General features: G+C 74.1%; 21 protein-coding genes, 1 other RNA gene and 1 pseudogene. 11 read left to right on the top strand and 12 right to left on the bottom strand.

From position 1 onward, the window contains the following. The first annotated feature begins 276 nt into the window (after window positions 1-276). Together ACN20G_RS16440 and ACN20G_RS16435 are read left to right on the top strand one after the other, a co-directional pair. Entirely contained in the window at window positions 277-1,536 is a 1,260-nt protein-coding gene (locus tag ACN20G_RS16440) for a MarR family transcriptional regulator (protein WP_424213537.1), read from the top strand. Window positions 1,537-1,736: 200 nt separating this feature from the next. Next, complete coding sequence (locus tag ACN20G_RS16435; protein ID WP_424213536.1) at window positions 1,737-2,048, top strand: hypothetical protein; 312 nt, start codon at window positions 1,737-1,739, stop codon at window positions 2,046-2,048. 246 nt (window positions 2,049-2,294) lie between these two features. Here the strand turns inward: ACN20G_RS16435 and ACN20G_RS16430 are convergent, their stop codons facing one another. Continuing rightward, window positions 2,295-2,813, bottom strand: a complete 519-nt coding sequence (locus tag ACN20G_RS16430; RefSeq protein ID WP_424213535.1) for an NUDIX domain-containing protein — start codon at window positions 2,811-2,813, stop codon at window positions 2,295-2,297. Continuing rightward, the gene (locus tag ACN20G_RS16425; RefSeq protein WP_424213534.1) at window positions 2,813-4,069 is read right to left on the bottom strand and encodes a helix-turn-helix domain-containing protein; all 1,257 of its coding nucleotides are present in this window, start codon (window positions 4,067-4,069) and stop codon (window positions 2,813-2,815) included. The genes ACN20G_RS16430 and ACN20G_RS16425 overlap by 1 nt, the downstream gene beginning before the upstream one ends. Before the next feature lie 202 nt (window positions 4,070-4,271). Here ACN20G_RS16425 and ACN20G_RS16420 point away from each other — a divergent pair, with 202 nt between their 5' ends. The 5 genes from ACN20G_RS16420 (at window position 4,272) to ACN20G_RS16400 (ending at window position 8,081) form a co-directional block, all read left to right on the top strand. Then, window positions 4,272-4,679, top strand: a complete 408-nt coding sequence (locus ACN20G_RS16420; protein WP_424213533.1) for a hypothetical protein — start codon at window positions 4,272-4,274, stop codon at window positions 4,677-4,679. A 77-nt stretch (window positions 4,680-4,756) separates the two neighbouring features. Then, on the top strand, window positions 4,757-4,897 hold the full coding sequence (locus ACN20G_RS16415) for an albusnodin family lasso peptide (protein ID WP_424213532.1): 141 nt from the start codon (window positions 4,757-4,759) through the stop codon (window positions 4,895-4,897). A gap of 22 nt (window positions 4,898-4,919) precedes the next feature. Next, a complete protein-coding gene (locus tag ACN20G_RS16410) occupies window positions 4,920-6,797 on the top strand; it encodes an albusnodin/ikarugamycin family macrolactam cyclase (protein ID WP_424213531.1) in 1,878 nt (625 codons plus the stop codon). Then, window positions 6,794-7,516 carry a lasso peptide biosynthesis B2 protein gene (locus tag ACN20G_RS16405; protein WP_424213530.1) on the top strand — a complete coding sequence of 241 codons (723 nt, stop codon included), beginning with the start codon at window positions 6,794-6,796 and terminating at the stop codon, window positions 7,514-7,516. The genes ACN20G_RS16410 and ACN20G_RS16405 overlap by 4 nt, the downstream gene beginning before the upstream one ends. A 58-nt stretch (window positions 7,517-7,574) precedes the next feature. Further along, window positions 7,575-8,081, top strand: coding sequence for a GNAT family N-acetyltransferase (locus ACN20G_RS16400; protein ID WP_424213529.1), 507 nt, complete (start codon window positions 7,575-7,577; stop codon window positions 8,079-8,081). 84 nt (window positions 8,082-8,165) lie between these two features. On the opposite strand, the pseudogene ACN20G_RS16395 reads toward ACN20G_RS16400, so the two are convergent. From ACN20G_RS16395 to ftsE, 6 genes and pseudogenes are all read right to left on the bottom strand, one after another. Then, window positions 8,166-8,897, bottom strand: a pseudogene (locus tag ACN20G_RS16395) (tyrosine-type recombinase/integrase); the annotation flags it as partial. Between the two features lie 599 nt (window positions 8,898-9,496). Continuing rightward, window positions 9,497-9,886, bottom strand: a transfer-messenger RNA (tmRNA) gene (ssrA, locus tag ACN20G_RS16390). Window positions 9,887-9,972: 86 nt separating this feature from the next. After that, window positions 9,973-10,452, bottom strand: coding sequence for an SsrA-binding protein SmpB (smpB, locus tag ACN20G_RS16385; RefSeq protein WP_424213528.1), 480 nt, complete (start codon window positions 10,450-10,452; stop codon window positions 9,973-9,975). A gap of 18 nt (window positions 10,453-10,470) precedes the next feature. Continuing rightward, complete coding sequence (locus ACN20G_RS16380; RefSeq protein ID WP_424213527.1) at window positions 10,471-11,736, bottom strand: S41 family peptidase; 1,266 nt, start codon at window positions 11,734-11,736, stop codon at window positions 10,471-10,473. A 68-nt stretch (window positions 11,737-11,804) separates the two neighbouring features. Next, window positions 11,805-12,806: a permease-like cell division protein FtsX gene (gene ftsX / locus ACN20G_RS16375; protein WP_424213526.1), complete on the bottom strand. Its 1,002-nt coding sequence runs from the start codon at window positions 12,804-12,806 to the stop codon at window positions 11,805-11,807. Window positions 12,807-12,858: 52 nt separating this feature from the next. Next, entirely contained in the window at window positions 12,859-13,548 is a 690-nt protein-coding gene (ftsE, locus tag ACN20G_RS16370) for a cell division ATP-binding protein FtsE (RefSeq protein WP_424213525.1), read from the bottom strand. A 245-nt stretch (window positions 13,549-13,793) separates the two neighbouring features. Here ftsE and ACN20G_RS16365 point away from each other — a divergent pair, with 245 nt between their 5' ends. Continuing rightward, window positions 13,794-13,988 carry a hypothetical protein gene (locus tag ACN20G_RS16365; RefSeq protein WP_424213524.1) on the top strand — a complete coding sequence of 65 codons (195 nt, stop codon included), beginning with the start codon at window positions 13,794-13,796 and terminating at the stop codon, window positions 13,986-13,988. Window positions 13,989-14,194: 206 nt separating this feature from the next. Here the strand turns inward: ACN20G_RS16365 and prfB are convergent, their stop codons facing one another. Next, a complete protein-coding gene (gene prfB, locus ACN20G_RS16360) occupies window positions 14,195-15,313 on the bottom strand; it encodes a peptide chain release factor 2 (protein WP_424213523.1) in 1,119 nt (372 codons plus the stop codon). Window positions 15,314-15,733: 420 nt separating this feature from the next. Between prfB and ACN20G_RS16355 the strand changes: the two genes are divergently transcribed. Together ACN20G_RS16355 and ACN20G_RS16350 are read left to right on the top strand one after the other, a co-directional pair. Continuing rightward, window positions 15,734-16,750 carry an isopenicillin N synthase family dioxygenase gene (locus tag ACN20G_RS16355; RefSeq protein WP_424215539.1) on the top strand — a complete coding sequence of 339 codons (1,017 nt, stop codon included), beginning with the start codon at window positions 15,734-15,736 and terminating at the stop codon, window positions 16,748-16,750. Window positions 16,751-16,899: 149 nt separating this feature from the next. Beyond that, entirely contained in the window at window positions 16,900-17,151 is a 252-nt protein-coding gene (locus ACN20G_RS16350) for an EF-hand domain-containing protein (protein ID WP_424213522.1), read from the top strand. A 31-nt stretch (window positions 17,152-17,182) separates the two neighbouring features. Here ACN20G_RS16350 and ACN20G_RS16345 read toward each other — a convergent pair whose 3' ends face one another. From ACN20G_RS16345 to ACN20G_RS16335, 3 genes are all read right to left on the bottom strand, one after another. After that, window positions 17,183-17,752 carry an RBBP9/YdeN family alpha/beta hydrolase gene (locus ACN20G_RS16345; protein ID WP_424213521.1) on the bottom strand — a complete coding sequence of 190 codons (570 nt, stop codon included), beginning with the start codon at window positions 17,750-17,752 and terminating at the stop codon, window positions 17,183-17,185. A gap of 166 nt (window positions 17,753-17,918) precedes the next feature. Beyond that, a complete protein-coding gene (locus tag ACN20G_RS16340; RefSeq protein ID WP_424213520.1) occupies window positions 17,919-19,304 on the bottom strand; it encodes a serine/threonine-protein kinase in 1,386 nt (461 codons plus the stop codon). Between the two features lie 239 nt (window positions 19,305-19,543). Further along, entirely contained in the window at window positions 19,544-21,397 is a 1,854-nt protein-coding gene (locus ACN20G_RS16335; RefSeq protein WP_424213519.1) for a serine/threonine-protein kinase, read from the bottom strand. A gap of 468 nt (window positions 21,398-21,865) precedes the next feature. Here ACN20G_RS16335 and ACN20G_RS16330 point away from each other — a divergent pair, with 468 nt between their 5' ends. Next, a complete protein-coding gene (locus ACN20G_RS16330; protein ID WP_424213518.1) occupies window positions 21,866-25,135 on the top strand; it encodes an FHA domain-containing protein in 3,270 nt (1,089 codons plus the stop codon). The last annotated feature ends 30 nt before the right edge of the window (window positions 25,136-25,165 follow it).

Below are 25,165 nucleotides of genomic sequence, written 5' to 3'. Positions count from 1 at the left end.
ACTCACGGCGGCGGCGCGCGGCGAACGGCTGGCTCGAAGGACTCTCCACCAGCGACCCCGCGCTGTGGTGGGCAGCGGTGACCGCTGACGCCAACGCATATGCGCGCCGCATCGCGCGAGGTCTGGCCACCCGGCCCACGCGGGAAGCAGCCGAAGCCTGCCGTAGTGAGCAGGCAAGTCCATCAGCGACCCACCACCTTCGCCCAACGCCTGGGTGGCCTCCGATCCGTATCCCAGGCGGCAACGGCCGCTATCTGGCATTCGAGAGGGGCCTCCGTGACCACTGACGCCACGATCGCCGTTGCCATGGGGACGGGGGTCTCCATTTCTGGGCAACATCTCGACCACGTGCACGCCGTCTTCACCCGGTGGTTCGGGAAGGAATATGACCTCGAGGCTCTCGACTGCGTGCTGTCAGCCGCTGCGGCCCAGAAGCTGGCGGGCGACCCCTGCTGGATGCTTGTCGTGTCAGGGTCCGGCGCTGCCAAGACCGAAACCGTAATGCCCCTCACCGCGATCCCGGGGACGCACGTCACCTCAACCATCACGGGGGAAGCCGCCCTCCTGTCCGGGACAGCTGAAAAGGAACGGGCCAAGAACGCAACCGGTGGACTCCTTCGGGAGATCGGCGAGGACGGCCTCCTAGTGATCAAGGACGTGACGTCGATCCTGTCGATGAACCGGGACGCTCGCGCAGCCGTACTCGCTTCGCTGCGCGAGGTCTACGACGGCTGTTGGGTCCGCCAAGTGGGAGCGGATGGCGGCAGGAGGCTGACGTGGAGGGGCCGGCTCACCGTCATCGGTGCGGTAACCACCGCCTGGGACGCAGCCCATGCCGTGATCTCGGTCATGGGAGACCGCTTCGTCCTGGTCAGGTTCGACTCAGCAGCCCCCCGCAGTCGGCGGGCCGCAGCACGCCAGGCGCTGGCGAACGTCGGGCACGAGAGGGAGATGCGCGAAAACCTCGGTGAGGCCGTCGCGAATCTATTCAAGAACATCGGTCCGGACGCAGAGTCCATGCTGACGGATGCGGACACAGAAGAGCTGTTCGGCCTCGCGGACGTCGTCACCCTCGCCCGCACAGCCGTTGAGCGCGACTACAGCGGTAACGTCGTCCAAGCCCATGCGCCCGAGATGCCGACCCGGTTCGCCAAGCAGCTCGCGCAGATCGTCCGAGGCGGGCGGGCCATCGGTAAAGCGTCTGGGGACGCTCTGCTGCTGGCCGTGCGCTGCGCGCGGGACACGATGCCACCGCTGCGCCTCACCGTGCTCGCAGATGTGCACGCTCACCCCGGCTCTTCGACGGCCGCAGTCGTCAGACGTGTCCAACTGCCGCGCAGCACCGTGGACCGGGCCCTCCAGGAGTTGCACCTCCTGGGCGTGCTCTCGGTGGAAAAGGCGCCCTACGGGCAGGGGGTCCAGTGGCTGTACAGCCTCTCCCCTGCGATGGACTTCAGGAGCGTGCAGAGGTTGTCCAGGAATGGAGACCCCCATCCCAACGCAATGCAGCCCCACCTCCGGACCGGCCCGGCGTAGTGAAGCAGACCAGCCCCCGGGGCCTTCCCAGGCTGCCCCCTTCCGACACCACCGCATCTCCGGGCTTCACGCCCGAAACCCCTACTGGCGCCTGGGCTGCGCACGGTGCCGGCCATCGCACTCTGTAATCCGCCGCTCACCCGCAGGGCTGCACCACACAGGGGTCTCCTCCGTATCCCACGCAGGAAGGAACCAGCTCGATGCACGTCTACGGTCGGCGCCGCTACCGGCCGCCCCACCCCTCTATGCCCGAGCCCGGAGCTGCCACCGACACGGCTCCAACCGACAGCGGCCGCACGGCGGACAGGAGCGCGCTCGAGGACGCGCTGCACAGTGCGGTCCTGGCACGCGATCCGATCTGCGTGATGTGCAAGGAGCAGCCGAGCACGCACGCCGACCACTGGCCGCTCTCGCGCGCCTTGCTCGACCGCGCCGGACTTGCCGCCGATCCAGGGTTCGCACGCGGGCTCTGCGCGACCTGCACGGCCGCCGGGAAGCAGCGCCGCGACTAGCGTCAGGATCACCATGGTCAGCAACACGTCCGGTGGCCCTGAAACGCCTACCAAACCGACTCAAGCCACGGACACGAACCGAACGCACACACCGTTCAGGCACGGGGGCGATTGGAGCGAAATAGCAGTTCAAGCCGATGAAGCCCCCCTGGGCGGGGACCCCCAAGTCCCGGCTCGCCCCTGACCGTCGGGGAGAGCGCGGCGAAGTCTGCGGGGTTCAAAACTCTCCGGCCTGGACTCGGGCCGTCACCCTTGCAGCAATCGGCCGTCGTGCAGGTATACCGGGGCACCCAGGGGCAGGGCCGCGATGGCGGCGGTGAAGCGGCGGGCGAGGCGTGGGCGGAGCATGACTGTGGCCTGCTCCGCGGTGACAAAGGTCAGCTCCGACAGTTCCTCGTCGCGCGGGCGCAGCGCGGCGGCCTCGTCGTCGCGGAGGACGCCGCCGTCGAAGATGAACGAGACCTGGTCGTCCCAGGGGCCGTGGGGCGGTACCCAGTCCACGACCAGGAGCACGGACGGCGCCAGGGTGAGGCCGAGTTCCTCGTGGAGTTCGCGGGCGGCGGCCGTGTGCGGTGGCTCGTTGGCTTCGGCCATGCCCCCGGGCAGGTCCCAGCCGGGCTTGTACGTGGGGTTGACCAGGAGGAAGCGACCGACGCCATCGCGGATCAGTACGTCGGCGGCGACGCGCTTGCGGGCCTGGGTGGCGTTGCCCTCGGCGAGGTAGGCGTTCCAGGCGGCGGGGTCGGCAGGGGTCGGGGGCTTCATCAGCCACCTCCGGCGGGCGAGAGGATGTCGGCGAGCAGCAGCATTCTGGACCGTCTCGTGTGCTCGAGGCGGGCCAGGAACTCCGAGACCGGCCGGTACGCGCGGTGCGGGGCCAGCGTGGTGGCGAGGTCGTCGAGCTGGTGTATCACCCGGACCGAACCGAGGGCCGGAGTGAGGGTGCTCAGAAGTTCGTCCCCAGTGGCCACGGCCGCGTCGAATTCCCGGCGGTCGGCGTGGAGGCCGGCGAGGGCGATCCGGGCGAGCGCGATGGACCGGGCGCGGCCCGCTTCCCGGAGGGATACGGAGCGTTCGGCGTGGTCCAGGGCCGGTTCGTAGCGGCCGAGGTCGCGGAGCACCAGGGCGGATTCGCTGGCGAGGGCTGCGGCGTCGAACGGGCTGACCCACGGGTGGAAGGGGCCGGGCTGGCCGTCGAGGGTGGTGTGGGCGCGGTCCAGGGCTCGGGCGGCGGCTGTCTCCTGTCCGGCGGCGGCGAGGGCCCGTGCCTCCATCGCGTGCAGGCGGGAGGTGAGGAAGGCGATCCCCGGTCCCGCCGTCATCGCGTCCAGTCCGGTCCTGGCCCAGTGGGCGGCGGCTGCGAGGTCTCCGGCCTGGAGGGCGAGGTGGCTGCTGCTGGCCGCGATGTTCGCCGTGAGCGCGCTGTCCCCGGAGGTCTGGGCCAGCGGCAGGGCGCGGGCGAAGTGCCGGGCGGCGAGGTCGTCGTGGCCGGAGTCGTGGGCCATCCAGCCCGCCATCTCGGTCATGGCGGCGGCTGCGGCGAAGATGTGCGGGCCCGTGTGCGCGTCCACGAGGCGGGGGCCGAGGTTCCGGGATAAGTGCCGTACGACGGCCCCGTACAGGCGCCCTCCGCCGGTCTGCCGGTCAGCGTCGCGGAATGAGTCCATGGCGGCGAGGTCGTCGTCATCGTGCGCGACGGCGAGCGGCGCGGGCGAGGCCACCTGGGCCGCGGGTTGCCACGGCCGGCGGGCGAGGCCGAGCAGGTGGCCGGGGATGTGGAAGGCATCCGCGATCTGTTCGAAGATGGCCAGCTTCTCGACCCGGCTGGTGCCGTTCATGTAGTCGTAGACCCGGCCCTGGGTGACGCCCACGGCCGCCGCGATGCGCCGCGTGCTGACGCCCCGGTGGTTCAGCAGCCTGAACAGCGCCCCCATGTCCCGCTGCGCGCACGCCGTCACCAGGCGCTCGTCGCCGAGGAGTCCGGCGGTCACCTCGCGTACGTTTCCCGGTTCGCGGCTCATCCTCGGCTCCTTCACGGCTGAGCTGAGCGTACGTCCAACCGTGCTCCGGTGACTCCGACTTGGAGTCACCCCCTGGGGTCTCCTGCGCGCCCTCCGCCGCCGTTGACTGATCTCGTCGCCCGGGAAGCCATGCCCCCGCCGGTTCCCCGCCTCCGGGCCCCGGGCGACACCCCGCGCTCCACGCCCCACCGAGGAGGACCGCATGACCGTGACCACGCCCGACGGCACGGCGAACCCGCCGCAGCCGCGCCCGGTCCGGCTCGTCGGCCCGCCGCCGCGCCCCAGCGAGGCGCCCGTGGTGACCTCCCCTGCCACGGTCTCCGCCGATGTCGAGATCGCCCTGAGCCTGTCGGTCCACTGCCCCGCCGGGCCGGCCGCCGAGACGGTGCGGCAGCGGCTGCGCGTCCACGTCGGCGCCTTGGCCGACGCCGCCGACGCGTACGCCCGCTCGCTCGGCGACTGCCGTGCGCGGGACATCGCGCTCGACACGGTGAGGCACGCCCGCAAGGTGGCCGAGGACCGGGGCCTGGACCCCGCCATCAACCTCCGGCTGCTCGCCAAAAGCGCCGAGTACGTCGCCCGGTACGCCGCTCAGGCCCGGACGACCTGACTCGGGCCGCCGCCGTCCTTCACGGCGGCGGAACCGTCCAACCGTTCCTCTGGAGAAAGGGAAAGACGATGCGAGACATGACCACGACCGAGAACACCAGGAGCAAGGCCGCCGACGACGAGGACGGAGGCGTCCTCGAGATCGGGGACGCGGCCGTGCTGACCGAGGGCCAGGGCGGCGGGCAGAGCGAGGACAAGCGCCGCGCCTACAACTCCTGACCGACCGAGCGCACAGGGCGGGGTGGCCTCCGGGACGTCCCTGGAGGCCACCTCGCCCGTCCCACCAACCTCTGGAGGACTCGTGGCCCTCGGCGGCTTCAGCACAAAGGGAGTTCCGTGCCCCCGGCCCCTCGGCGCGGAACTGATCGACCCGACGACGACCTTGTGGCGGCTCGGAGCCACCCCCGTCCGTACGGTGAGCGCCGACGGCGGTACCCGGCGGGTGCGGATTCTGGGCTGGTGCGGCGCCACGGACGCGCAACTCGCCGACCTCGCCGCCCGGCCTCTTCCCACCGATGTCACGTGGCGCTGGGCCGGCAGCTATGCGCTGGTCGAAGAGACCCCGGACCACGTGATCCTGCACACCGACCCCGGCTCGGCCTTCCCGCTGTACGCCGCGCCCTGGGGCTCGGGCTGGGCCTGGTCCACCTCCGCCCGCCTGCTGGCCGCGCTCACCGAATCCGCGGTGGACGTAGGGCGGCTCGCCTGCGCGATCCTGACCCCCTCGATCCCGGCACTGACCGCCGGGCGCAGCTTCTTCGAAGGCGTGGAGCAGGTGGCGCCCGGCTGCCGTACGGAGCTGCCGCGCGACGGCGCGGCACCCCGCTCCATCACCGTGTGGCGGCCCGACCCCGACAGGTCCCGCCTCGCCCACCGCCGCCTCCGGCACACCCTGACGAAAGCCGTCGCGTTGCGGACCACGGCGGACCCCACGCTCTCGAGCGACCTGTCCGGCGGCCTGGACTCCACAGCCGTCGCCGTCCTCGCCGCACAGGCCCTGCCCACGCCTCACCGGCTGAACGCCGTCACCATCCACCCCCGGGGCAACGAAGACGGGGCCGATCTCCGCTACGCCCGACAGGCCGCCGCCGCGTCCGGCGGCCGGATCGGGCACCACCTGGTCCCCATGGACGCCCGGCACCTGCCCTACTCGCTGATCACAGCCGTCCCGCCCACCGACGAGCCCGCCCCATCGACCCTGACGCAAGCCAGGCTGCGCGGTCAGTTCCGGTGGATGCACGACCACCTCGGCACCAGAACGCACCTGACCGGCGACGGCGGGGACAGCATCCTGTTCCAGCCCCCGGCGCACCTGGCCGACCTCATCCGCCACCGCTACCTCCGGCGGGCTGCCGGCGAGGCGTTCGGCTGGGCCCGGCTGCGCCGCACCCCCGTGGGTCCGCTCCTGCGGGACGCGGCCGCCATGGCGCGCACCGGCCGCCGCCAGGCGCTCGCCGGTCTTCCCGGGCGGCTGAGCGGGCAGGACACCGGCAACCGTGGCGATGCCCGCTGGTTCCCCCTGCTGCCCCTGCCCGGCTGGGCCGAACCGGCCGCCGTCGGGTACGTCGCCGAGGCCGCCCGACAGGCAGCCACCTGCCCCGATCCCCTGGCCGGACTGGACGCGTCCGTACGCATCCTCGTTGACGAGATCCGGGAGGTGGCCCGTACGGCCGTGGCGGACGTCGAACTCGCGGCGAGCTGCGGCATCGACCTCCACAACCCGTTCCTGGACCCGTCCGTCGTGAACGCCGTACTGGCCAACCCCCTCGAGCGCCGCCCGGCCGTCCACGCGTACAAACCGCTCCTGATCCGTGCCGTCGGCGATCTGCTGCCCCCGGCCGTGGCCGCCCGTACGACGAAAGGCGGCTTCGACGCCGACCACTACGCGGGTCTGCGCGCCAACCTGGACGACCTCGCCGCACTGGCGGACGGCCACCTCGCCGAACTGGGCCTGATCGACCCCGGGCACCTGCGGCGCCACCTGCGCCGGGCCGCCGCCGGAATCCCCATGCCGCTCGCCACCCTCGAGCAAGCCCTCACGGCGGAGGCGTGGCTCGTCGCCCACCACCGGGAACCCGCCCCGGCCTGGACCGCCCACCCCGCCAGGAGCGCCCGGTGACCGACTTACCCGCCTTCGCGACCGCCCCCGCCCACGTCCGCGCCGTGGACTTCGGACACGTCATGGTCCTGATCGACTACCGCACCGGCCGCGTCCACTGCCTGCTGCCCGAAGCCGGAGCCCGGTGGCGCGCAGCCGCCGCCACCGGGCGCCTCGAGCACATGGCGCCCGGCGCGGCCCGCCAGTTCCTCCGCGCCGGGCTTCTGGCTCCCACCCCGACGGCGACCCCGTGGACAGCGCCCGTGGCCGCCGCTGCGCCCGAAGCGAGCTGGGGCAGCACGGAACACGCCGCCGGGCTCGTCCGGCCGCCCCGGGGCCCCTCCACCGCCGCCTCGTGGGCCCTGGCGGCGGTGTTCGCCGTCAAGCGGGCGGGCCCGGCACCGACCGCCATGCACCGCCTCACCACGGCCGTACGGTCCGCTGCGTCAACCTGTCGTCGCCCGGCCACCGCCGCTGAGGCTTCCCGGGCCGTCGAAGCCGTACGCCGCGCCGGATGGCGCTCCCCCGGGCGTACGGCCTGCTTGGAGGAGTCGGCAGCCGCCGTCTTCCTCCTCGCCGCCCGGCGGCTTTCCGTCACCTGGTGCCACGGCGTCGCCGTCGATCCGGTACGCCTGCACGCCTGGGTCCAGACTGGGGACGGGACCACAGCAGCGGAACCCGACTCGACACGGGCGTACACGCCCGTCCTCACGATCGGAGACCCCCATCACCAGCTCTGACCCGATCCTCTGGATCAGCACCGGCACGTGCGCCCTCGGCCCCTACCGGCCCGACCTCGTGGAGACGTACTGGAGGTGGGAACAGGAGCCCTCGCTCCTCGTCGGCTACGGGCGCCAGGCCCCCGAATCCCTGGAAGCCCGAACCGAGGGCATGGCCCATCAGCTCCGCGGAGAGAACATCCGCTTCACCGTCTACGACCCCACCTCAGGCAGCCCGGTCCCGGCCGGAGTGACCACGCTGCTGCCGGACCACAGCGTGCGGACGGCGGAGTTCGTCATCATGCTCGCGCCGGAAGCGCGCGGGCACGGCCTGGGCCGTGAGGCCACCCGCCTCACCCTGGACTACGCCTTCCACGTCACCAACCTGCGCATGGTGTGGCTCAAGGTCCTCGCCCCCAACGTGGCGGGCGTCAACGCCTACCTGAAAGCCGGGTTCCAGGCGGCCGGCACGCTGCGCGAGTCCGGCTACTGGCTCGGCGAGGTCTGCGACGAGCTCATCATGGACGCCCTCGCCTCCGAGTTCACCGGCCCGTCCGCCGTGCGCGACATCGTCCGGGGCAGCTAGGCGGCGGGGCCGCTCCTGTGCGCCACGCAGCAGGCCTTCGGCCGTGTCCGCCATGCGCCCATCGGCGGCGGGCGTCAGGTGCGAGTAGATCGCGCTGGTGATCGTGGAGTTCGCGTGGCCGATTCGCTTGGAGACCGACTCGATGCCGTGGAGCGGGATGAGCGCCGTCGCGTGGGAGTGGCGGAGGCTGTGAGGGTGGGGGTCCTTCACCAGCCCCCGCTCGGCGGCCAGCTTCTTGACCTTCTTCCAGCGCGCGGTGTTGAAGTGCGCGTTGCGCCACAGCTTCCCGCCACGCGTTCCCGGCGGTGGGAACAGCAGGTCCTTCGGTCCCTTGCCCTCCATCCGCCTACGCAGGATCGCGAGGGCCATCGCCGGGAGCGCGATCGTCCGGAAGGCGTTGGCGGACTTGCCTTCCTCCGTGCAGATGTAGGGCTTGCGGTTCTCGTCCTCCTTCACCACCTGCGCGATGGACAGCATGCTCGTCACCTGGTTCACGTCGCAGACCCGGAGCGCCGTCAGCTCGCCCCAGCGGACCCCTGTGCCGAGCACCGTCGCCGTGATGTCCCCGGTGTCCTGGCAGACCTCGTAGGCGCAATCGATCCACGCGGCCGCCTCCGTCTCGTCCACGATGTGCTCGAGCTTGACGCTGCGGCCCTTGCGCTCCGGAAGCCGTGTCCGACGGCACGGGTTGGACGCGATGTAGCCCTGCTCCACGGCGTACTCGAAGACCGGAGAAATCGCCGACCCATGGATGTTGATCACGGTTTTCGCCGAGTACGTCTTCGTCACGTGCTTGCCGTAGGTCTTGGTCCGCATGTGGTTGACCCACGCCTGGTCCGTTGCGGCGTCGTAGCGGTCAATGGGAAGCCGTCCGAGCGGCCCCGTCCGTCGGCCGTCCGGGAGCAGCAGTACGGTCCCGTCGATGTGGTTGGTGCGGGCGGTCTCGTACTCGGCCACGGTGCGCCGGTCGGCGTCCACGAGCGTGGCGAAGTACTCGCGAGCCACGGCCGCGTAGGTGCGCACCTTGGGTACCTCCGGGACCGCACCGAGCCGCTCCGCCCACTCTGGGTCGCTGTACGGGTTGCGGTAGTCAAGGGCCAGCAGGGCCGCGCGGAACACCTTGGCTTCCTTCTCGGTGTCGAAGGTTTCGGAGTCCCTGAGTCCGTCCCGCTGACCACCCTCACGCCACGCCACACGGTAGGCCCTCGTGCCGTCCTTGCGCTCGCGGATCTCGATGCCTTTGGTCTTTCGTGTACTCACCGGCACATACTCCTGACTGATCATGTGCCAGAGGCATACGCGCGTCCGGAGGCTCGCGGGGAACGGTTGTACCACCCGTGCCCCCACGGTGCCCCCATGACATGCGAAAAGCCCCTGACCTGGCGACGTAATCGCAGGTCAGGGGCCACATGGGGTTGTGGAGATGGCGGGAATCGAACCCGCGTCCAACGGTGCAAATGGAGGGCTTCTCCGAGCGCAGTCCGCTGCGGTTTTCTCGGCCCCGGAGATCACACGGACAAGTCTCCGACGGGCTCAGTCACTGTTTGATTTCCCCCTCATTCCCGTGACCGGAACGAGAGGTTTAGATCCCTAATTGACGCCAGGATCCGGGTCGGGACCAATCCCGGGCTGACGCTCCTCACAGAGGCTTCTGGTCGCTACCTATCAGGCGGCGAGGGCGAAGCGGGAGTTATCGCTCTTGGTGTTGGCGATTATTGTTTGCGACAGGTGGTTAACGAGATCATTGCCGCTTCCTCGGCTCGCTTCACCTACATCGACATCCGCTGTCGAAACCGATCATCCCCATGTTGTGTTGTCAAACGCCCCACTCCCGAAGGTGCGGTGCGCGCTGCCCATGGTACGCGAACCCGTGGGCCCCGTGCCAGGCGTTTTAAGCGCGTTGCTTCCGGCGCGCCGCCGAGATGGCCCGGTCGGTCTCGCGGCGGTCCTGCTTCTCCCGCAGCGTCTGCCGCTTGTCGTACTCCTTCTTGCCCTTGGCCAGCGCGATCTCGGCCTTGGCCCGGCCGTCCTTGAAGTACAGGGACAGGGGCACGATCGTGTGACCGCTCTCCTGCGCCTTCGACTCCAGCTTGTCGATCTCCTCGCGGTGCATGAGCAGCTTGCGCTTGCGCCGCGCGCTGTGGTTCGTCCACGTGCCCTGGCTGTACTCGGGGACGTGGATGTTGTGCAGCCACGCCTCGTGGCCGTCGATCTGCACGAACCCGTCGACGAGCGAGGCCCGACCCTGCCGCAGCGACTTCACCTCGGTCCCCATGAGCACGAGGCCGCACTCGTAGGTGTCGATGATGTGGTAGTCGTGCCGCGCCTTCTTGTTCTGGGCGATCAGCTTGCGCCCTTTTTCCTTCGCCATAGTGCCGCCATCTTCGCACTACCCCCGGGGGTCGGGGCCACCCAATACCGCACGGGCCCGTTCCTCCGCCCGTTCCGCCGCCGGCACGTCGGGGGCGATGCCGCAGCCCTCGGCCTTCCGGCCCGCCGGGGTCCGCCAGGTGCCGACGGTGAGTTCGGCCACCGAGCCGTCGGGCAGTTCGGTGGGCAGCTGCACCGTGCCCTTGCCGAAGGTCCGCGTGCCCACGACCAGGGCCCGGCCCCGGTCCTGGAGCGCGCCGGCGAGCAGTTCCGCCGCGCTCATCGTGCCGCCGTCCACGAGGGCCACGAGCCGCCGCCCGGTGTCGCCGCCCTCGTCCGCGTACAGGGCGCGTTCCTCGCCGCGCACCTCGTACGTGCCGACGAGCCCGCCGTCGAGGAAGGCGCCGGCGGCCTCCGCGGCCTCCCCGAGCAGTCCGCCGGGGTTGCCGCGCAGGTCGAGGACGACGCCGTGCCCGGCCGGGACGGCGGCCACCGCCTCGCGGACCCGGTCCCCGGAGCCGGCGGTGAACTCGGCCACCCGGATCAGCACCTCGCCGCCGGGCAGGGCGCGGACGGTGACGGGGTCGGCGGTGAGCAGGGCACGGCGCAGTGCGACGGCGCGGCGCGGGCCGCCGTCCGGTTCGCGCAGGCCGAGGACGACCGTGCTGTCCACGGGGCCGCGCAGCAGGTCGACGACGGCGCCGGGGGCGCTGCCGGTGACCTCGTGGCCGTCCACGTCGAGGAGGGTCCGGCCGGGGCGGATCCCGGCGCGGTCGGCGGGGCCCCCGGGTTCGACGCGGTCCACGGTGATCCGCCCGTCGGCGGCGCGGGCGGCCCACAGGCCGACGCCGCTCCAGTGGCCGGCGAGGCCGCGCGCGAAGTCGGCGAACTCGCCGGGGTCGTAGACGGCGCCCCAGCGGTCGCCGCTGCGGCTGACCACGTCCTGGGCGGCGGCCTTGCCGGAGCCGCCGACGGCCGCGGCGAGGGCGGCGGCGCGGGCCACGGCGGCGCGATCGGCCATCCCGGGCCCGGCGGATCCGGCGTCCGGCTCCCGCCCGCCTGCGGCCCCCGCGCCGCCTCCCGCGTCGTCCCCCGGACCACCCCCCGGATCGCCCGAGTGGGTGATGTCGGCGTCAGCGGCGGCGAGGTCCGCGGCGGGGTCGGCGTACCGGTCCCAGGACCCGCTGCCGGCGGCGACGCCCAGCGCGATCACGAAGACCAAACCCAGAGCGGCCCCGCGACGCAGGTCGCGGGGCCCGGACGGAAGGACGGGGTGGCCCGGCATGGCGCCGAGTCTAGGACGGACGCCGGACCCGGGCCGGGCGCTTCACCCGACGGCGCCCGGGAGCCTCGTCACACCCTCAGGTACTTGCGCAACGCCAGGAACGCGGCCAACGAGGGCATCAGCACCCCGATCGCGAGGACCATCGGCAGCTTGGTCCACACCTCGTCCCAGCCCACGAACGTGATCAGCTCCAGCTTCTCGCGCAGGCCCACCCCGTGGTCGATGACGAAGTACTGGCCCAGCCCGATCATCCCGCAGGCCAGCAGCGCCCCGATGAGTCCCGCGAACGCGGCCTCCAGGATGAACGGGACCTGGATGTAGAACCCGGAGGCGCCGACCAGGCGCATGATCCCGGTCTCCTTCCGGCGGCTGAACGCCGAGACGCGCACCGTGTTGACGATCAACAACAGGGCCACCGTGAGCATCACCAGCATCACGCCGAGGGCGGCCATGTTGAGCACCCCGAGCAGCTTGAAGAGGTTGTCCAGGTACGGGCTCTGGTCCTGCACCGTGTAGACCCCGGGCCGGCCCTCGAAGGCCGTGGTGATCACCTTGTACTTGCCGGGGTCGGTGAGCTTGACCCGGAAGGACTCCTGCATCTGGTCGGGGGTGATGGACGCGGCGAGCGCGGTGTGCCCGTACTCGTCCTTGTAGTGCCCGTACGCCTCCTCCGCGGACTCGTAGTGCACGCTCTCCACGAGGTCCATGGCCTTCAGGTCGGCCTCGATGCGGTCCTTCTGCTCCTGGGTGACGGCGCCGCGCCCGCACAGCCCGCCCGCCGCCGCGTCGGCCCCGGAGCCGGCCGCCGTGCCGGAACCGGTCGCGCCGGGTCCGGCGGCCACCGTGCCGCCGCCCTGTTCGGCCTCCGCGTCGTTCTTGTTGCAGAGGTAGACGGTGACGTTGACCTTGTCGTACCAGTAGCCCTTCATCTTCGTGACCTGGTCGCCGAGGAGCAGCGACCCGCCGAACAGCGTCAGCGACAGGGCCACCGAGATCACGACGGCGAAGGTCATGGTCAGGTTCCGTCGGAGGCCGATGGCGATCTCCGACATCACGAACTGGGCGCGCATGGGGGCTGGGGGTACCTCTCGGATCGGTCGGCCCGGCGGGCGGACGCGTCGGTCAGTGCTGGTAGCCGTAGACGCCGCGCGCCTGGTCGCGCACGAGCCGGCCGGACTCCAGCTCGATCACCCGCTTGCGCATCTGGTCGACGATCTGCTGGTCGTGGGTGGCCATGATCACGGTGGTGCCGGTCCGGTTGATCCGGTCCAGCAGCTTCATGATGCCGACGGAGGTCTGGGGGTCGAGGTTGCCGGTGGGCTCGTCGGCGATGAGCAGGGCGGGCCGGTTGACGAACGCGCGCGCGATGGCGACCCGCTGCTGTTCGCCGCCGGACAGCTCGCCCGGCCGGCGGTCCTCCTTGCCGTCGAGGCCGACCAGCTCCAGCACCTGCGGGACGGCCTTGCGGATCTCGCCCCGGGGCTTGCCGATCACCTCCTGGGCGAAGGCGACGTTCTCGGCGACGGTCTTGTTGGGGAGGAGGCGGAAGTCCTGGAAGACGGTGCCCAGCCGGCGCCGCATGTGCGGGACCTTCCAGTTGCCGAGTTTGGCGAGGTCCTTGCCCAGCACGTGGACCTGGCCGGTCGTGGCCCGTTCCTCGCGCAGGATCAGCCGCAGGAAGGTGGACTTGCCGGAGCCGGAGGAGCCGACGAGGAAGACGAACTCCCCCTTCGCGATCTCCAGCGAGACGTCGGTCAGCGCGGGCCGGGACTGCTTCGGGTAGGACTTGGAGACACTGTCGAATCGGATCACGGTGCACCACGGGGGTAGCCGGGAGTAAAGGTGACGCGACAATACGCGACCGGGCGGGGGGTGGGGACCCACCGTCCGCAGTTGCCCGATATATCCCACCCGTGCCGGCGGTCTCGGGGCGGCTTCGTGGACGGGTCGCGCCGAAAGCGTGGTGAGCCGGCACAGTGGTAGGGGGGAACGGGGGAACGTGCGAGTTCTCCCCGCCGTTGTTCCGGGTGTCCCAGGGGACGAGAGGAGGAGAGCGCATGACGTATGACCGGCTCGTGTGCGCGAACTGCGCCGCACCCGTCAGCCAGGGCAGGTGCCCGGTGTGCCGGGCCAACCGGGAGCGCCTCCGGCAGGAGGGCCCCTTCGCCGGACTGAACCCCACCGCGCTGTTGGCGATGTTGGTGGTGCTGGTCGCGGCGCTGGCCCTGGTGGCCCACCAGGCGGCCGCGTAGGCCCGAGCGGACGGGTGCGACCGGCGCGGTGCGCGCGTCGCACGTCCCGATCACACCGTCGCCTCCGGGCCCGGACACCCGCCGGTGTCCGGGCCCGCCGCCGTTCCCGAACCGCACGCACGCCCCGCGCACGCCGACGGGCCCCGTACCGCCCGGTGGGTACCGGGGGCGCGGGGCCCGTCGTCGTGGTGCGGGGGCGGCGGGGATCAGGCGCCGGCGCCGGACTCCTGCTGCTTGCGCCAGCGGATGCCGGCCTCCAGGAAGCCGTCGATCTCGCCGTCGAGCACGGACTGCGGGTTGCCGACCTCGAACTCGGTGCGCAGGTCCTTGACCATCTGGTACGGGTGCAGCACGTAGGAGCGCATCTGGTTGCCCCACGAGTTGCCGCCGTCGCCCTTGAGGGCGTCCATCTTGGCCTGCTCCTCCTGGCGGCGCCGCTCCAGCAGCTTGGCCTGGAGGACGTTCATGGCGCTCGCCTTGTTCTGGATCTGGGAGCGCTCGTTCTGGCAGGAGACCACGATCCCGGTGGGGATGTGGGTGATGCGGACGGCGGAGTCGGTGGTGTTGACGCCCTGGCCGCCGGGGCCGGAGGCGCGGTACACGTCCACGCGCAGCTCGGTCTCGTCGATCTCCACGTGGTCGGACTGCTCGACCACGGGCAGCACCTCGACGCCCGCGAAGGAGGTCTGGCGGCGGCCCTGGTTGTCGAAGGGCGAGATGCGCACGAGGCGGTGCGTGCCCTGCTCGACGGAGAGGGTGCCGTAGGCGTAGGGGGCCTTGACGACGAAGGTGGTGGACTTGATGCCCGCCTCCTCCGCGTACGAGGTCTCGTAGATCTCGGCGGAGTAGCCGTGCCGCTCGGCCCAGCGCAGGTACATGCGCTGGAGGCGCTCGGCGAAGTCGGAGGCGTCGACGCCGCCGGCCTCGGCGCGGATGTTGACCAGCGCCTCGCGCTCGTCGTACTCGCCGGAGAGCAGGGTGCGGACCTCCATCTCGTCCAGCGCCTTGCGGACGGAGACCAGCTCGGCCTCGGCCTCGGCCCGGGTGTCCGGGTCGTCCATCTCCTCGGCCAGCTCGAAGAGGACCGCGAGGTCGTCGATGCGGCCCCGCAGGTGCTCGGTCTTGCGGACCTCGGCCTGGAGGTGCGAGAGCCGGCTCGTGATCTTCTGGGCAGCCTCGGGGTCGTCCCACAGGGACGGAACAGCGGCCTGCTCTTCGAGCACGGCGATGTCTGCCCTCAGCTTGTCCAGGTCCAGGACGGCCTCGATGGACCCCATGGTCGAGGAGAGGGACTTGAGCTCTTCGGATACGTCGACGACTGCCACGGGTCCAGCGTAGCCGGTTGCCGGCGCGGGACGGTCGTCGCGGGCGCGCGGAGCCCTCCGGGGCGGGGGCCGGGGGGCGGGGGCGGGCGCGGCGGGAGTTCCGGTCGGCGGGCCGCTCCGCCGGAAGATCCACTCCAAGACCCCCTGCCGCGCGGAGCTTTCGCGGCGTACGCTGCTGTCCATGACCGTTCCGCTCGTCCGCCGCCGCCATGTGGACCACATGCGCGTGACGACCACGGGCTGTCCGTCGTCGGACCGAACCAGCGCCTGACCTCCCCGCACTGCTTCGCCCGTCCCGTACCGCGGCCGCCCCCGCCCGTCGGCACCACTCCCGTCGACGACCCCGCGCCGGCCCGCGCCGCGTCCGCCCCGCCATCCCCGGGGCCCGGGACCGTGACCGTCGAAACGGAAGACCCCGTCATGCCCTCCCTGCTCTCCCCCGCCCTGCCCGTGATCGACCTGTCGGACGCCGGGGACCCGGCCCGCCGCCCCGGTTTCCTGCGCGAGCTGCACGCCGCGGCCCACGGGCCCGGGTTCCTCTACCTCGTGGGTCACGGGGTGCCCCGGGCCGAGATCGACCGGCTGTGGGCCGTGACCCGCGCCTTCTTCGCCCTGCCCGAGGCCGACCGGCTCGCGGTGGGCAATCTGAACTCCCCGCACTTCCGCGGCTACACCCGGGTGGGCACCGAGCACACAGGCGGCTCCTCCGACTGGCGCGACCAGCTCGACGTGGGCGCCGAACGGCCCGCCCCCGAGCCCGCCCCCGGCGATCCCCCGTACCGGCTGCTGGAGGGCCCGAACCAGTGGCCGGCGGCGCTGCCGGAGCTGCGCGAGGTGGTGCCGGCCTGGCAGGACCGGCTGGCCGGGGTCGCGCACCGGCTGCTGCGGGAGCTGCTGACCTCCATCGGGGCGCCCGCCGACTTCTTCGACGAGGCGTTCGACCGCCCGCACCTGCACACCAAGCTGGTCCGCTACCCGGGGGCCGGTCCGGACGGGGCGGGGCAGGGCGTGGGCGCGCACAAGGACTACGGCTTCCTGACCCTGTTGCTCCAGGACGGGGTGGGGGGCCTGCAGGTGGTGGAGGACGGCCGGTACGTGGACGTGCCGCCGATGCCGGGCGCGTTCGTGGTGAACCTGGGCGAGCTGCTGGAGATCGCCACCGAGGGCTATCTGCGGGCCACCGACCACCGGGTGGTGAGCCCGCCGGGGGCCGTGGAGCGGTTCTCGATCCCGTTCTTCTACAACCCTCGGCTGGACGCGGTGGTCGGCACGGTGCCGGGGGCCTACCTGGCGGCGGCGCCGGGGGTCTCGCGGGACGCGGCCAATCCGCTGCACGCCGAGTTCGGGCGCAACGAGCTGAAGGGCCGGCTGCGGGCGCACCCGGACGTGGCGGCCCGCTGGTACCCGGAGCTGGTCGGCGCCGCGCGGGAGGGCTGAGCAGGAGGGCTGAGCGGGTCGGGCGGGGGTCCCCGGGGGCTTGCGCGGCGGGACGGTCCTGGGAGTATGCGGGTGTCGCCACGGGACGGCGACACCCGCTCCGGTCGGTGGACCGGTGGCCGGCTCGCACGAAAAAGGGGACTTTCGCCATGAGCCTGAGGGCACGGGAGTTGTTCGACGCGCTGGACCTGAACGAGGACGGGACGCTGACGCGGTTCGAGGTGATCGAGGCGCTGCGCTCGAAGGGCCCGACGCTGGCCGCGCGCGGGGTGCTGCCGCACTGGGGGCTGGGGGACGCGGACGCGTCCTCGGCGCTGTTCGACGCGGCCGATCAGAACGGGGACGCGGTCCTGTCCTTCGAGGAGTTCGCGGCGGTGGTGAACCGGCGCTTCGGCTGGTGAGTCCGCGCCCCCGTCCGCGTCACCGTCCGCGTCACCGGGGGTCGAGCTCGGCGCGCAGGGCGCGGCCGGTGGGCCAGTCGCCGAGCGCGGAGGCCGCGTTGACGTGCCCGAGGGGGCCGACCTCGCGGAGTTCCGCGCCCAGGCCGCGGGCGGCGCGGGCGGCGTGCGCGAGGTCGGCGTAGGGGTCGTCGGAGCTGGTGACGAGGAGGGTGGGGAAGGGCAGGGGGCGGGCGTAGGCGTCGGTGGGGAAGCCGGTGGCGGTGGTGGGGAAGTGCGGGCCGGTGGGGTCGGGGGCGGCCACGAGGAACGCGTCGCGGATCCGGGCGAGTTCGGCGGGGGCGGCGGTGCGGGCCCAGCTCGCGAGCAGGGTGCAGCCGAGGCTGTGGGCGACGACGCGGACGGGGCCGGGCACGGCGGCCAGGGCCGCGTCGAGGTCGGGGCCCCAGGCGGCGAGGTCGGGGGCGCTCCAAGAGGCGTGTCCGACCCAGTGGGCGGGGCCGGTCTCGGCCTCGTACCAGTGGCGCTGCCAGTGGCCGGGGCCGGAGTCGTCGATGCCGGCGAGGTAGAGGGTGGTGGGGGTCTGGTTCGGGGACGGCGTCATGGGGTCACACCTCGGTGCGGGACGGGCGCGGCCGGTCCCGGTCGGGTGGGCGGGCGCCGGCGGCGGCTGCGGGGCGCCCCGGTTCGTCGCCGTTGTCGATCCGGTGGTGCGGGGCCCGCGGGGCCCCCGGCGCACGTCGAGGATCGCACGCGCCGGGGTGCGCCGGTCAGCGGCCTCCGAGGCCCGGTCCCTGGTCGGGGGCGTCGGCGGGGAGGGTGTCGGGGAGCGTGTCGGGGCGGGAGTTGGCGGGCGGGGCGCCGTGGCCGCGTCCGGCGTCCTCCTGGCCGTTGTCGGAGGCCGCGATCCAGCCGACGATGCCGACGGCGGCGGCGACGGCCGCGGCGGCGGAGCCCAGGGCGATGCGGCGGCGTCGGACGGCCTCGGCGCGGTGCCGGGCGGAGCCGGGGCGGTGGCCGCCGGCGGGGCGGGGCACGCGGGCGGTGCCCAGGGCGCCGCCGGCGAGTTCCTCGGGCCCGGGGACGCGCATGGAGGTGTGGGTGTCGCGGCTGGAGTCGGTGGTGGTGCCGGGCACGAGGGGCACGGCGCCGCGCCGGCGGGTGGGCGCGGTGCCGGGGAGGGTGTCGGAGCCGCCGGGGCGGGGGGTCTCGGGCCCGTCCTCCTCCTCGGCCTCCTCGTCGGGGTCGTCCACGTCGAGGGGCGGCAGTCCGGCGAGCAGCGGGAGGAGTTCGCGCAGGGAGACGGAGAGTTCGGAGGCGCGCAGCCGGGAGGCGGGGGCCTTGGCGAGGCACTGGACGAGGAGTTGCCAGAGTTCCTCGGGGATCCCGGGCAGGGGCACGACGGTCTCGGTGACGTGCCGGCGGAGCACGGCCCCGGGGTGGCCGCCGCCGAACGGCGTGAACCCGGCGAGGAGTTCGTACAGGACGGTGGCCAGGGCGTATATGTCGACGGAGGCGCGCGGCGGGAGTCCTTCGACGATCTCGGGGGCGAGGTAGTCGGGGGTGCCGATGATGCGGCGGGGGCCGCCCGCGGCGCGGGCGCCGCCCGAGCCGCCGGAGGCGCCGCCGCCGACGCCGGCCGGGGCGGGGGCGCGGCGGGGCACGTCGATGAGTTTGGCGATGCCGAAGTCGGTGAGGAGGGCGGGGTGGGCGCCGCCGGGGCCGAGGGGGCCCTCCATGTCGAGGAGGACGTTCTCGGGTTTGACGTCGCGGTGGACGACGCCGGCGGCGTGGGCGGCGGCGAGCGCGTCGGCCACGTCGGCAACGATGGCGACGGCGGCCTCGGGGGCGAGCCGGCGTTCGCGGTCGAGGCGGGTGCGCAGGTCGGTGCCGCGCACGAGGTCCATGACGAGCGCGAGGTCGTTGCCGTCGACGACGAGGTCGCGGACGGAGACCACGTGCGGGTGGTCCAGGCCCAGCAGGGCGCTGCGTTCCTGCACGAAGCGCCCGACCAGCTCCTGGTCGGAGGCGAGGTCCTCGCGCAGCAGCTTGACGGCGACGGGGCCGTCGGGCCCCTCTCCGAGCCACACCGTGCCCGCGCTGCCGCGTCCCAGGATCTGGTGCGCGGTGTATCGGCTGCCGATTTTCCGTGCCACGACTGCTCCCTCATCGGCCCGGCGTACGCGTCCAAAGCTACGCGTCCGAATGGGGGTTGGAAGCGGCGGATCGCGAGGAGTCGGGGTTCTGGGGGTGAAATCACCCGTCGGATGTCGACAAGTCGATGAACTCGGCCCCGGTGCGGGGTTCCCGGGCCGGCGCGCGGGTCGGTGCGCGGGACGCGGGACGCCCCCGGCGCGGGTGCGTCCGGGGGCGTCGTGGTCGTGCGCGGGCGGGGTCAGCGGCCGGTGCCGCCCGTGCCGCCGGAGTCGCCGATCCCGCCGATGAAGTCGGTGACGTCGGAGCCCCACTGCCACAGCTGGTCCCACCAGCCGCGTCCGGTGCCGATCCACTCCTGGAGCGGGGTCAGTTCCCAGACCAGCCAGCCGGCCACGAAGAAGACGAGGATCAGCACGAGGCAGCCCTTGAGGCAGCCCAGGCCCGGGATCCGCATCGGGTTGGCGCTGCGCTGCCGGGGCGGGCGCGGTTCACGCGGGGCCGGGGCGGGCGGGGCCTGGCGGGGCTGGGGCTGCTGCGGGGGCGGCGCGGCCGGCGGCTGGTGCTGCCGGGGCTGCTGGGGCTGGTAGTGCTGCGGCGGCGGGGGCTGCTGCCCGTACTGCGGGGGCTGCTGCGGGTAGCCGTAGGCGGGCGGCTGCTGCTGCCCGTAGTGCGGCTGCTGCGGCGGCGGGCCCTGGGGGCGGCGCGGCGGGGGCTGCTGCTGCCCGTAGCCGCCCTGCTGCCCGTACGGGGGCTGCTGGGGGTTGCCGTGGCCGCCCTGCTGGGGGCGGTACTGCGGCGGCGGGGGCGGGGCCTGCCGCTGGGGGCGGCGGCGCAGCGGGTCCTCGCTGGGGTCGAGGTAGTGCATCTCCGTCTGCTCGTTGCGGTCGCGGACGGCCCGCAGCTGGCCCTGCCAGGGGTGCGGGGCGTCGGGGCGGTCCACGGGCGGCATGACGGAGGTGCGGTCGGCGGGGCCGGGTTCCTGCCCGGGGCGGGTGGCGGGGAGCACGGAGGTGGCGTCGTCGCCGCCGACGGGCGGCAGGACGGAGGTGGCCGCGCCCGGGTCCCAGCCGGCGGGCGGGCCGCCGGCGGGTCGGCCGGAGCCGTGCGGGAGGACCTGGGTGGCGTACCCGTCGCCCGCGCCGCCCTGCCCGGCCGGCGGGTCCTGGGGGACGGGCGCGGGGGCGGGGTCGGGGGCGAGGAGGGCGCCGACGCCGAGGGCGGCCTCGACCTCGGGCCCGGAGGCGTGCACGCCGATGCCGGCGGCGACCACGCGCAGGGCGCGGGCCAGGCTCTCGGCGCTGGGGCGCTCGTCGGGTTCCTTGCGCAGGCAGCGCTCGATGACGGTCCACAGCGGCTCGGGGAGCGTGGAGGGGCGCTGGGGCTCCTCGCTGAGGTGGCGGTGGAGGATTTCGAGGGCGTTGGCGCCGGCGAACGGGGGGCGGCCGGTGACGATCTCGTAGAGGAGGATGCCGGCGCCGTAGATGTCGACGGCGGAGGTCTGCGGGCGGCCCTCGGCGGACTCGGGGGCCACGTAGGCGGGGGTGCCGACGAACTCGTGGGTGCGGGTCAGGCCCGGGGAGTCGGCCAGGCGCGCGATGCCGAAGTCGGTGAGCATGGGGCGCATCAGGCCCGTGGACTCGTCGATGAGGACGTTCGCGGGCTTGAGGTCGCGGTGCACGACGCCGTCGGCGTGGCTGGCGGCGAGGGCGTCGGCGATCTGCGCGGTGAGCAGGCTCGCGGCGACGGGCGTGAAGGGGCCGTTCTCGCGCAGGTACTTGAAGAGGTCGGGGCCCTCGATCAGGTCCATGACCAGGGCGAGGAGGTCGCCCTCCACGACGAGGTCGCGGGTGCGGACGATGTTGGGGTGGGTCAGGCGCAGCAGGACGGAGCGTTCGCGCAGGAAGCGCATCACGATGTCGGGATCGTGGGCCAGCTCCTCCTTGAGGACCTTGATGGCCACCGTCTCGCCCGGCTGTCCCGCCACGGCCGCCTCGGCCCCGGCGGCCTCGCGCTGGCGGGCACGCCAGACGGTGCCCGTGGCGCCGCGGCCGAGCGGCGCTTCGAGCAGGTACTTGCTGCCGACTGGCCGCACGTCTCGCGCTCCCCTGCTGTCGTTGGTGTTTCCGGCCCACTGTAGGCGGTGTCCCGGCCGGGCGGACCGTACCGGGAGGCCCGGGCCGGGCGCGGACGGCGGGTCGCCGGGCGCGGGCGCGGGGTCCGGAGGGTCCCGTTCCGTCCCGTCAGACGCGCTGGGGACCATGACGGTTGCCGGACGCGCGTACGACACACAAGCGTGCGTGGGTATGCCGCCGGCTCATTCCCTGCGACTGTGTCCGAAATCGCACGGGTCGAAGGGGGCAAGCCGATCATTCAAGATCATTTATGGTGCCCGGTCGGGCGTGTTGTCCGCACCAGGTGCGAGGATGCGTGCAGACCTGACCGGACGCGACGTCCTCGGCGGGTGCGAGGGGCACCGCCGGTCGCCGCGCTCCCCTCCCCGCCCGGGCCGCCCGCGACCGCGACGACGCACGCGCACCGCGAGAAGGGACCGCTGACGGCGATGCAGATCCGGTTGACCGTCCTCGGGCCGCTGGGCGGCCCCCACACGCCGCCGCCGGCCCGCGCCGACGTGCTCGTCACCGCACCCGTCGGGACCCCGCTGGCCGCCGTGGCCTCCGCCCTCGCCGGCACCGTGGCCGGGCCCGACACCGGCGGGGCCGTCGTCCTGTGGGCCGGGCCCGAACGCCTCGACCCCCAACGCCGCGTCCTGGGCGAACCCCCGCTCGTCGACGGGGCCGTCCTCGCCGTCCACACCCCCGTGCCCGACGTGCTGCCCGACGGCTCGCACGGACCGCAGCTGCGCGTGGTCGCCGGCCCCGACGCCGGCGGCGTGCACCTGCTGCACCCCGGACCGGCCCGGATCGGCCGCTCCGCCGACGCCGACGTCCCCCTCGACGACCCCGACGTCTCCCGCCTGCACTGCGTGGTCGTCGTGGACGAGGACGGCCGGGTCGGCGTGGCCGACCTCGACTCCACCAACGGCACCACCCTCGACGGCGAGCCCGTCCACGCCCACATGGTCCCGCTGCCCCCCGGCGCCGAGCTCCGGATCGGCGAGTCCACCCTCCGCCTCGCCGGCGCCGGCCCCGCCGCCGTCCCCACCCGCCCCGACGCCGAGGGCCGGCTCGCCCTCGCGCTGCCCCCGCGCGCGCCCGCGCCCGCCCCGGCGGTGCCCGCGCCCGCCATATCCGCCGCGCCCCCGGTCCCGCCGGCCGGCGCCGTCGGCGCCCCGCCGGTGCCCGCCGTGCCCCGGCAGCCCCTGCCCGCGCCCACCACCCCCGCCGCACTCCCCCACACCGCCACCGGCACCGAGCCCGAACCCGAGCCCGGCACGCCCCGGCGCGGCCGGGGCCTGGGCGCCTGGGCCCGCCGCCTCACCGGCCGGGAGGACGCCGCCCAGGCCCCCCTCACCCCGCCCGCCGCCCCCGCCCCGCACGCCCCCGGCCCCTACGGCACCGACTCGTACGGCACCGACCCGTACGCCGAGGCCGCCGCCCACGGCACCCCCGCCCACGGCACCGACACCGGCCCGGACACCGGCGCCCCCGCCGGCCGCCCGCACCCCACCGGCGCCCGCCCCGGCACCCCCCGGACCGCCCACCCGGGCCCCGACACCGCCGAGGACCCCGCAGCCCTCCTCCTCACCGCCCTCGGCCCCACCGACCGCCTCTGGGCCGAAACCCCCGACACCGGCCTGCCCGCCGTCCTCGGCGCCGGCTGCGCCGTCGACCTCCGCGAGATCGGCGCCCTCGGCCTGATCGGCCCCCGCCCGCGCCTGGCCGGCGTGGCCCGCGCCGTCGTCGCCCGCCTCGCGGCCCGCCTCGCCCCCGGCCGGCTGGAGATCGTCCTCCTCGCCGTCGACCGCGCCCGCACCACCGCCGAACGGCACGCCGACTGGTCCTGGCTCGGCTGGCTGCCGCACACCCGCCCAACCCACGGCCAGAACTGCCGGCTGCTCCTCGCCCACGACCGCGACCAGCTCACCGCCCGGATCGGCGAACTCACCCGCCGCCTCGACGACAGCCCCCTCGGACAGCACTGGGCGAGCGCCGACCCCGAACGCGTCCGCGCCCTGGCCGCCGCCCACACCGGCCCCCTCACCCTCGTCGTCCTCGACGGAGACCCCGGCCCCGGCACCGTGCGCGACCTCGCCGGCCGACTCGCCACCCACGGCCCCGCCATCGGCGTGCACCTCCTCGTCCTCGCCGAGGCCCCCGCCGCCAGCCCCGCCAGCCCCGTCGCCCACAGCCACGAGGCCGGCCGCACCGCCAACCCCGTGCTGCGCGACGTGGCCACCGTCGGCCTGCTCAGCGGCGACGTGGCCACCGCCGTCCGCCTCTTCACCAGCATCCCGCCCGCCGTCACCCCCCGCCCGCACGGCCCCGCCGTCCCCGCCGACGCCGTCTCCCCCGCCTGGGCCGAACGCTTCGCCCGCGCCCTGGCCCCGCTGCGACCCGAGGAACCCGGCGAGCGCCCCGACCCCGCCGGCGCCCCCGGCCGCACCCCCGACGCCCGGACCGTCGCCGCCGCCGCACTGCCCGCCGGCGCCCGGCTCCTCGACGAACTCGGCCTGGCCCGCGCCACCCCCGCCTCCCTCATGGCCCGCTGGGCCGCCGGCACCGACCAGGGGCAGAGCGTCGGCGGCCTCGCCGAGATCGTCCTCGGCGCCGGCCTGCGCGGCACCGTCGGCGCGGAACTCGTCGCCGAGGGACCCCACGTGCTGATCGAGGGCCCGCCCGGCAGCGGCCGCACCGAACTGCTGCGCTCCCTGGCCGCCTCCCTGGCCTCCGCCGCCCGCCCCGACCGCCTCGGCCTGCTCCTCGTGGACGGCGCCGGCGGCGAACGCGGCGAGGGCCTGGCCCCCTGCACCGACCTCCCGCACACCGCCGCCCACCTCCCGGCCGCCGACCCGGTGCGGATGCGCGAGTTCGCCCAGGCCCTCGGCGCCGAACTCAAACGCCGCCACGAACTCCTCGCCGGCCTCGACTTCGCCGACTGGCACGCCCGGCGCGCCGTCTCCGACCGCATGGTCTCCCCCCGCCGCCCCAGCCACGGCGAGAGCCTCGGCGACCTCGACAGCCACCGCACGGGCACCCTGCGGCTGCGCGACCGGGGCGCCGCCCCCCGCCCCGAGAGCACCGGCCCGCACCCGCTGCCCCGGCTCGTGGTCCTCGTGGACGACTACGACGCCCTCGTCGCCCCCGCCCTCGGCTCCACCGGCCGGCCCGCCGCCGGCTCCGTGGTCCGCGCCCTGGAGGCGGTGGCCCGCGAGGGCGCCCGGCTCGGCGTGCACCTCGTGGTGGCCTCCGCCCGCCCCGAGCGCACCGCCCACACCGACCCGGCCCGGCTGGCGACCCTGCGAGTGGAACTGCTGGCCCCCGAGGAGGGCGGCCCGGGCGTCGGGCGCGGGGTGCTGCACCGGATGGTCCTCGACGAGGACCCCGAACCCGGAGCCGACCCGACCGGCGGGGAGCCCGAGCCGGACGCCGCGCACCCGCCCGGCCCCCGCGTGCGCCGGGAACTGGCCGAGGTCCCGTTCCAGACCGGCCGCGTCACCGGCCGGATCCCCCGCACCGCCACCCAACGCCCCACCGTCGTGCCGCTGGAATGGGAGCGGATGGGCGATCCGCCGGCCCGCCGACCGCTGCGGGAACTGGGCAACGGCCCCACCGACCTGGCCCTGTTGGCCAGCGCCCTGGACCGGGCCTCGCACCTGGTCTCGGCCGTGCCCGTGCTCTTCCCGCCGTCCCCCGCGAGTTCCGGGGGCTGAGCCGCGAGCGCGTGGCGGTATTGCGGGCGC

The organism is Streptomyces dryopteridis, from assembly GCF_049606955.1.
GTDB lineage: Bacteria > Actinomycetota > Actinomycetes > Streptomycetales > Streptomycetaceae > Streptomyces.
The sequence above is the reverse complement of the archived record's forward strand: the minus strand, read 5'-3'. Positions and strand labels throughout refer to the sequence as shown.

What these genes read in the sequence shown, in the direction of transcription:
- ACN20G_RS16435 (WP_424213536.1), top strand. Translation starts at nt 1,737, where the DNA reads ATGCACGTCTACGGTCGGCGCCGCTACCGGCCGCCCCACCCCTCTATG.
- ACN20G_RS16430 (WP_424213535.1), bottom strand. Translation starts at nt 2,813, where the DNA reads ATGAAGCCCCCGACCCCTGCCGACCCCGCCGCCTGGAACGCCTACCTC.
- ACN20G_RS16425 (WP_424213534.1), bottom strand. Translation starts at nt 4,069, where the DNA reads ATGAGCCGCGAACCGGGAAACGTACGCGAGGTGACCGCCGGACTCCTC.
- ACN20G_RS16420 (WP_424213533.1), top strand. Translation starts at nt 4,272, where the DNA reads ATGACCGTGACCACGCCCGACGGCACGGCGAACCCGCCGCAGCCGCGC.
- ACN20G_RS16415 (WP_424213532.1), top strand. Translation starts at nt 4,757, where the DNA reads ATGACCACGACCGAGAACACCAGGAGCAAGGCCGCCGACGACGAGGAC.
- smpB (WP_424213528.1), bottom strand. Translation starts at nt 10,452, where the DNA reads ATGGCGAAGGAAAAAGGGCGCAAGCTGATCGCCCAGAACAAGAAGGCG.
- ACN20G_RS16380 (WP_424213527.1), bottom strand. Translation starts at nt 11,736, where the DNA reads ATGCCGGGCCACCCCGTCCTTCCGTCCGGGCCCCGCGACCTGCGTCGC.
- ftsX (WP_424213526.1), bottom strand. Translation starts at nt 12,806, where the DNA reads ATGCGCGCCCAGTTCGTGATGTCGGAGATCGCCATCGGCCTCCGACGG.
- ACN20G_RS16365 (WP_424213524.1), top strand. Translation starts at nt 13,794, where the DNA reads ATGACGTATGACCGGCTCGTGTGCGCGAACTGCGCCGCACCCGTCAGC.
- ACN20G_RS16355 (WP_424215539.1), top strand. Translation starts at nt 15,734, where the DNA reads ATGCCCTCCCTGCTCTCCCCCGCCCTGCCCGTGATCGACCTGTCGGAC.
- ACN20G_RS16350 (WP_424213522.1), top strand. Translation starts at nt 16,900, where the DNA reads ATGAGCCTGAGGGCACGGGAGTTGTTCGACGCGCTGGACCTGAACGAG.
- ACN20G_RS16345 (WP_424213521.1), bottom strand. Translation starts at nt 17,752, where the DNA reads ATGACGCCGTCCCCGAACCAGACCCCCACCACCCTCTACCTCGCCGGC.
- ACN20G_RS16330 (WP_424213518.1), top strand. Translation starts at nt 21,866, where the DNA reads ATGCAGATCCGGTTGACCGTCCTCGGGCCGCTGGGCGGCCCCCACACG.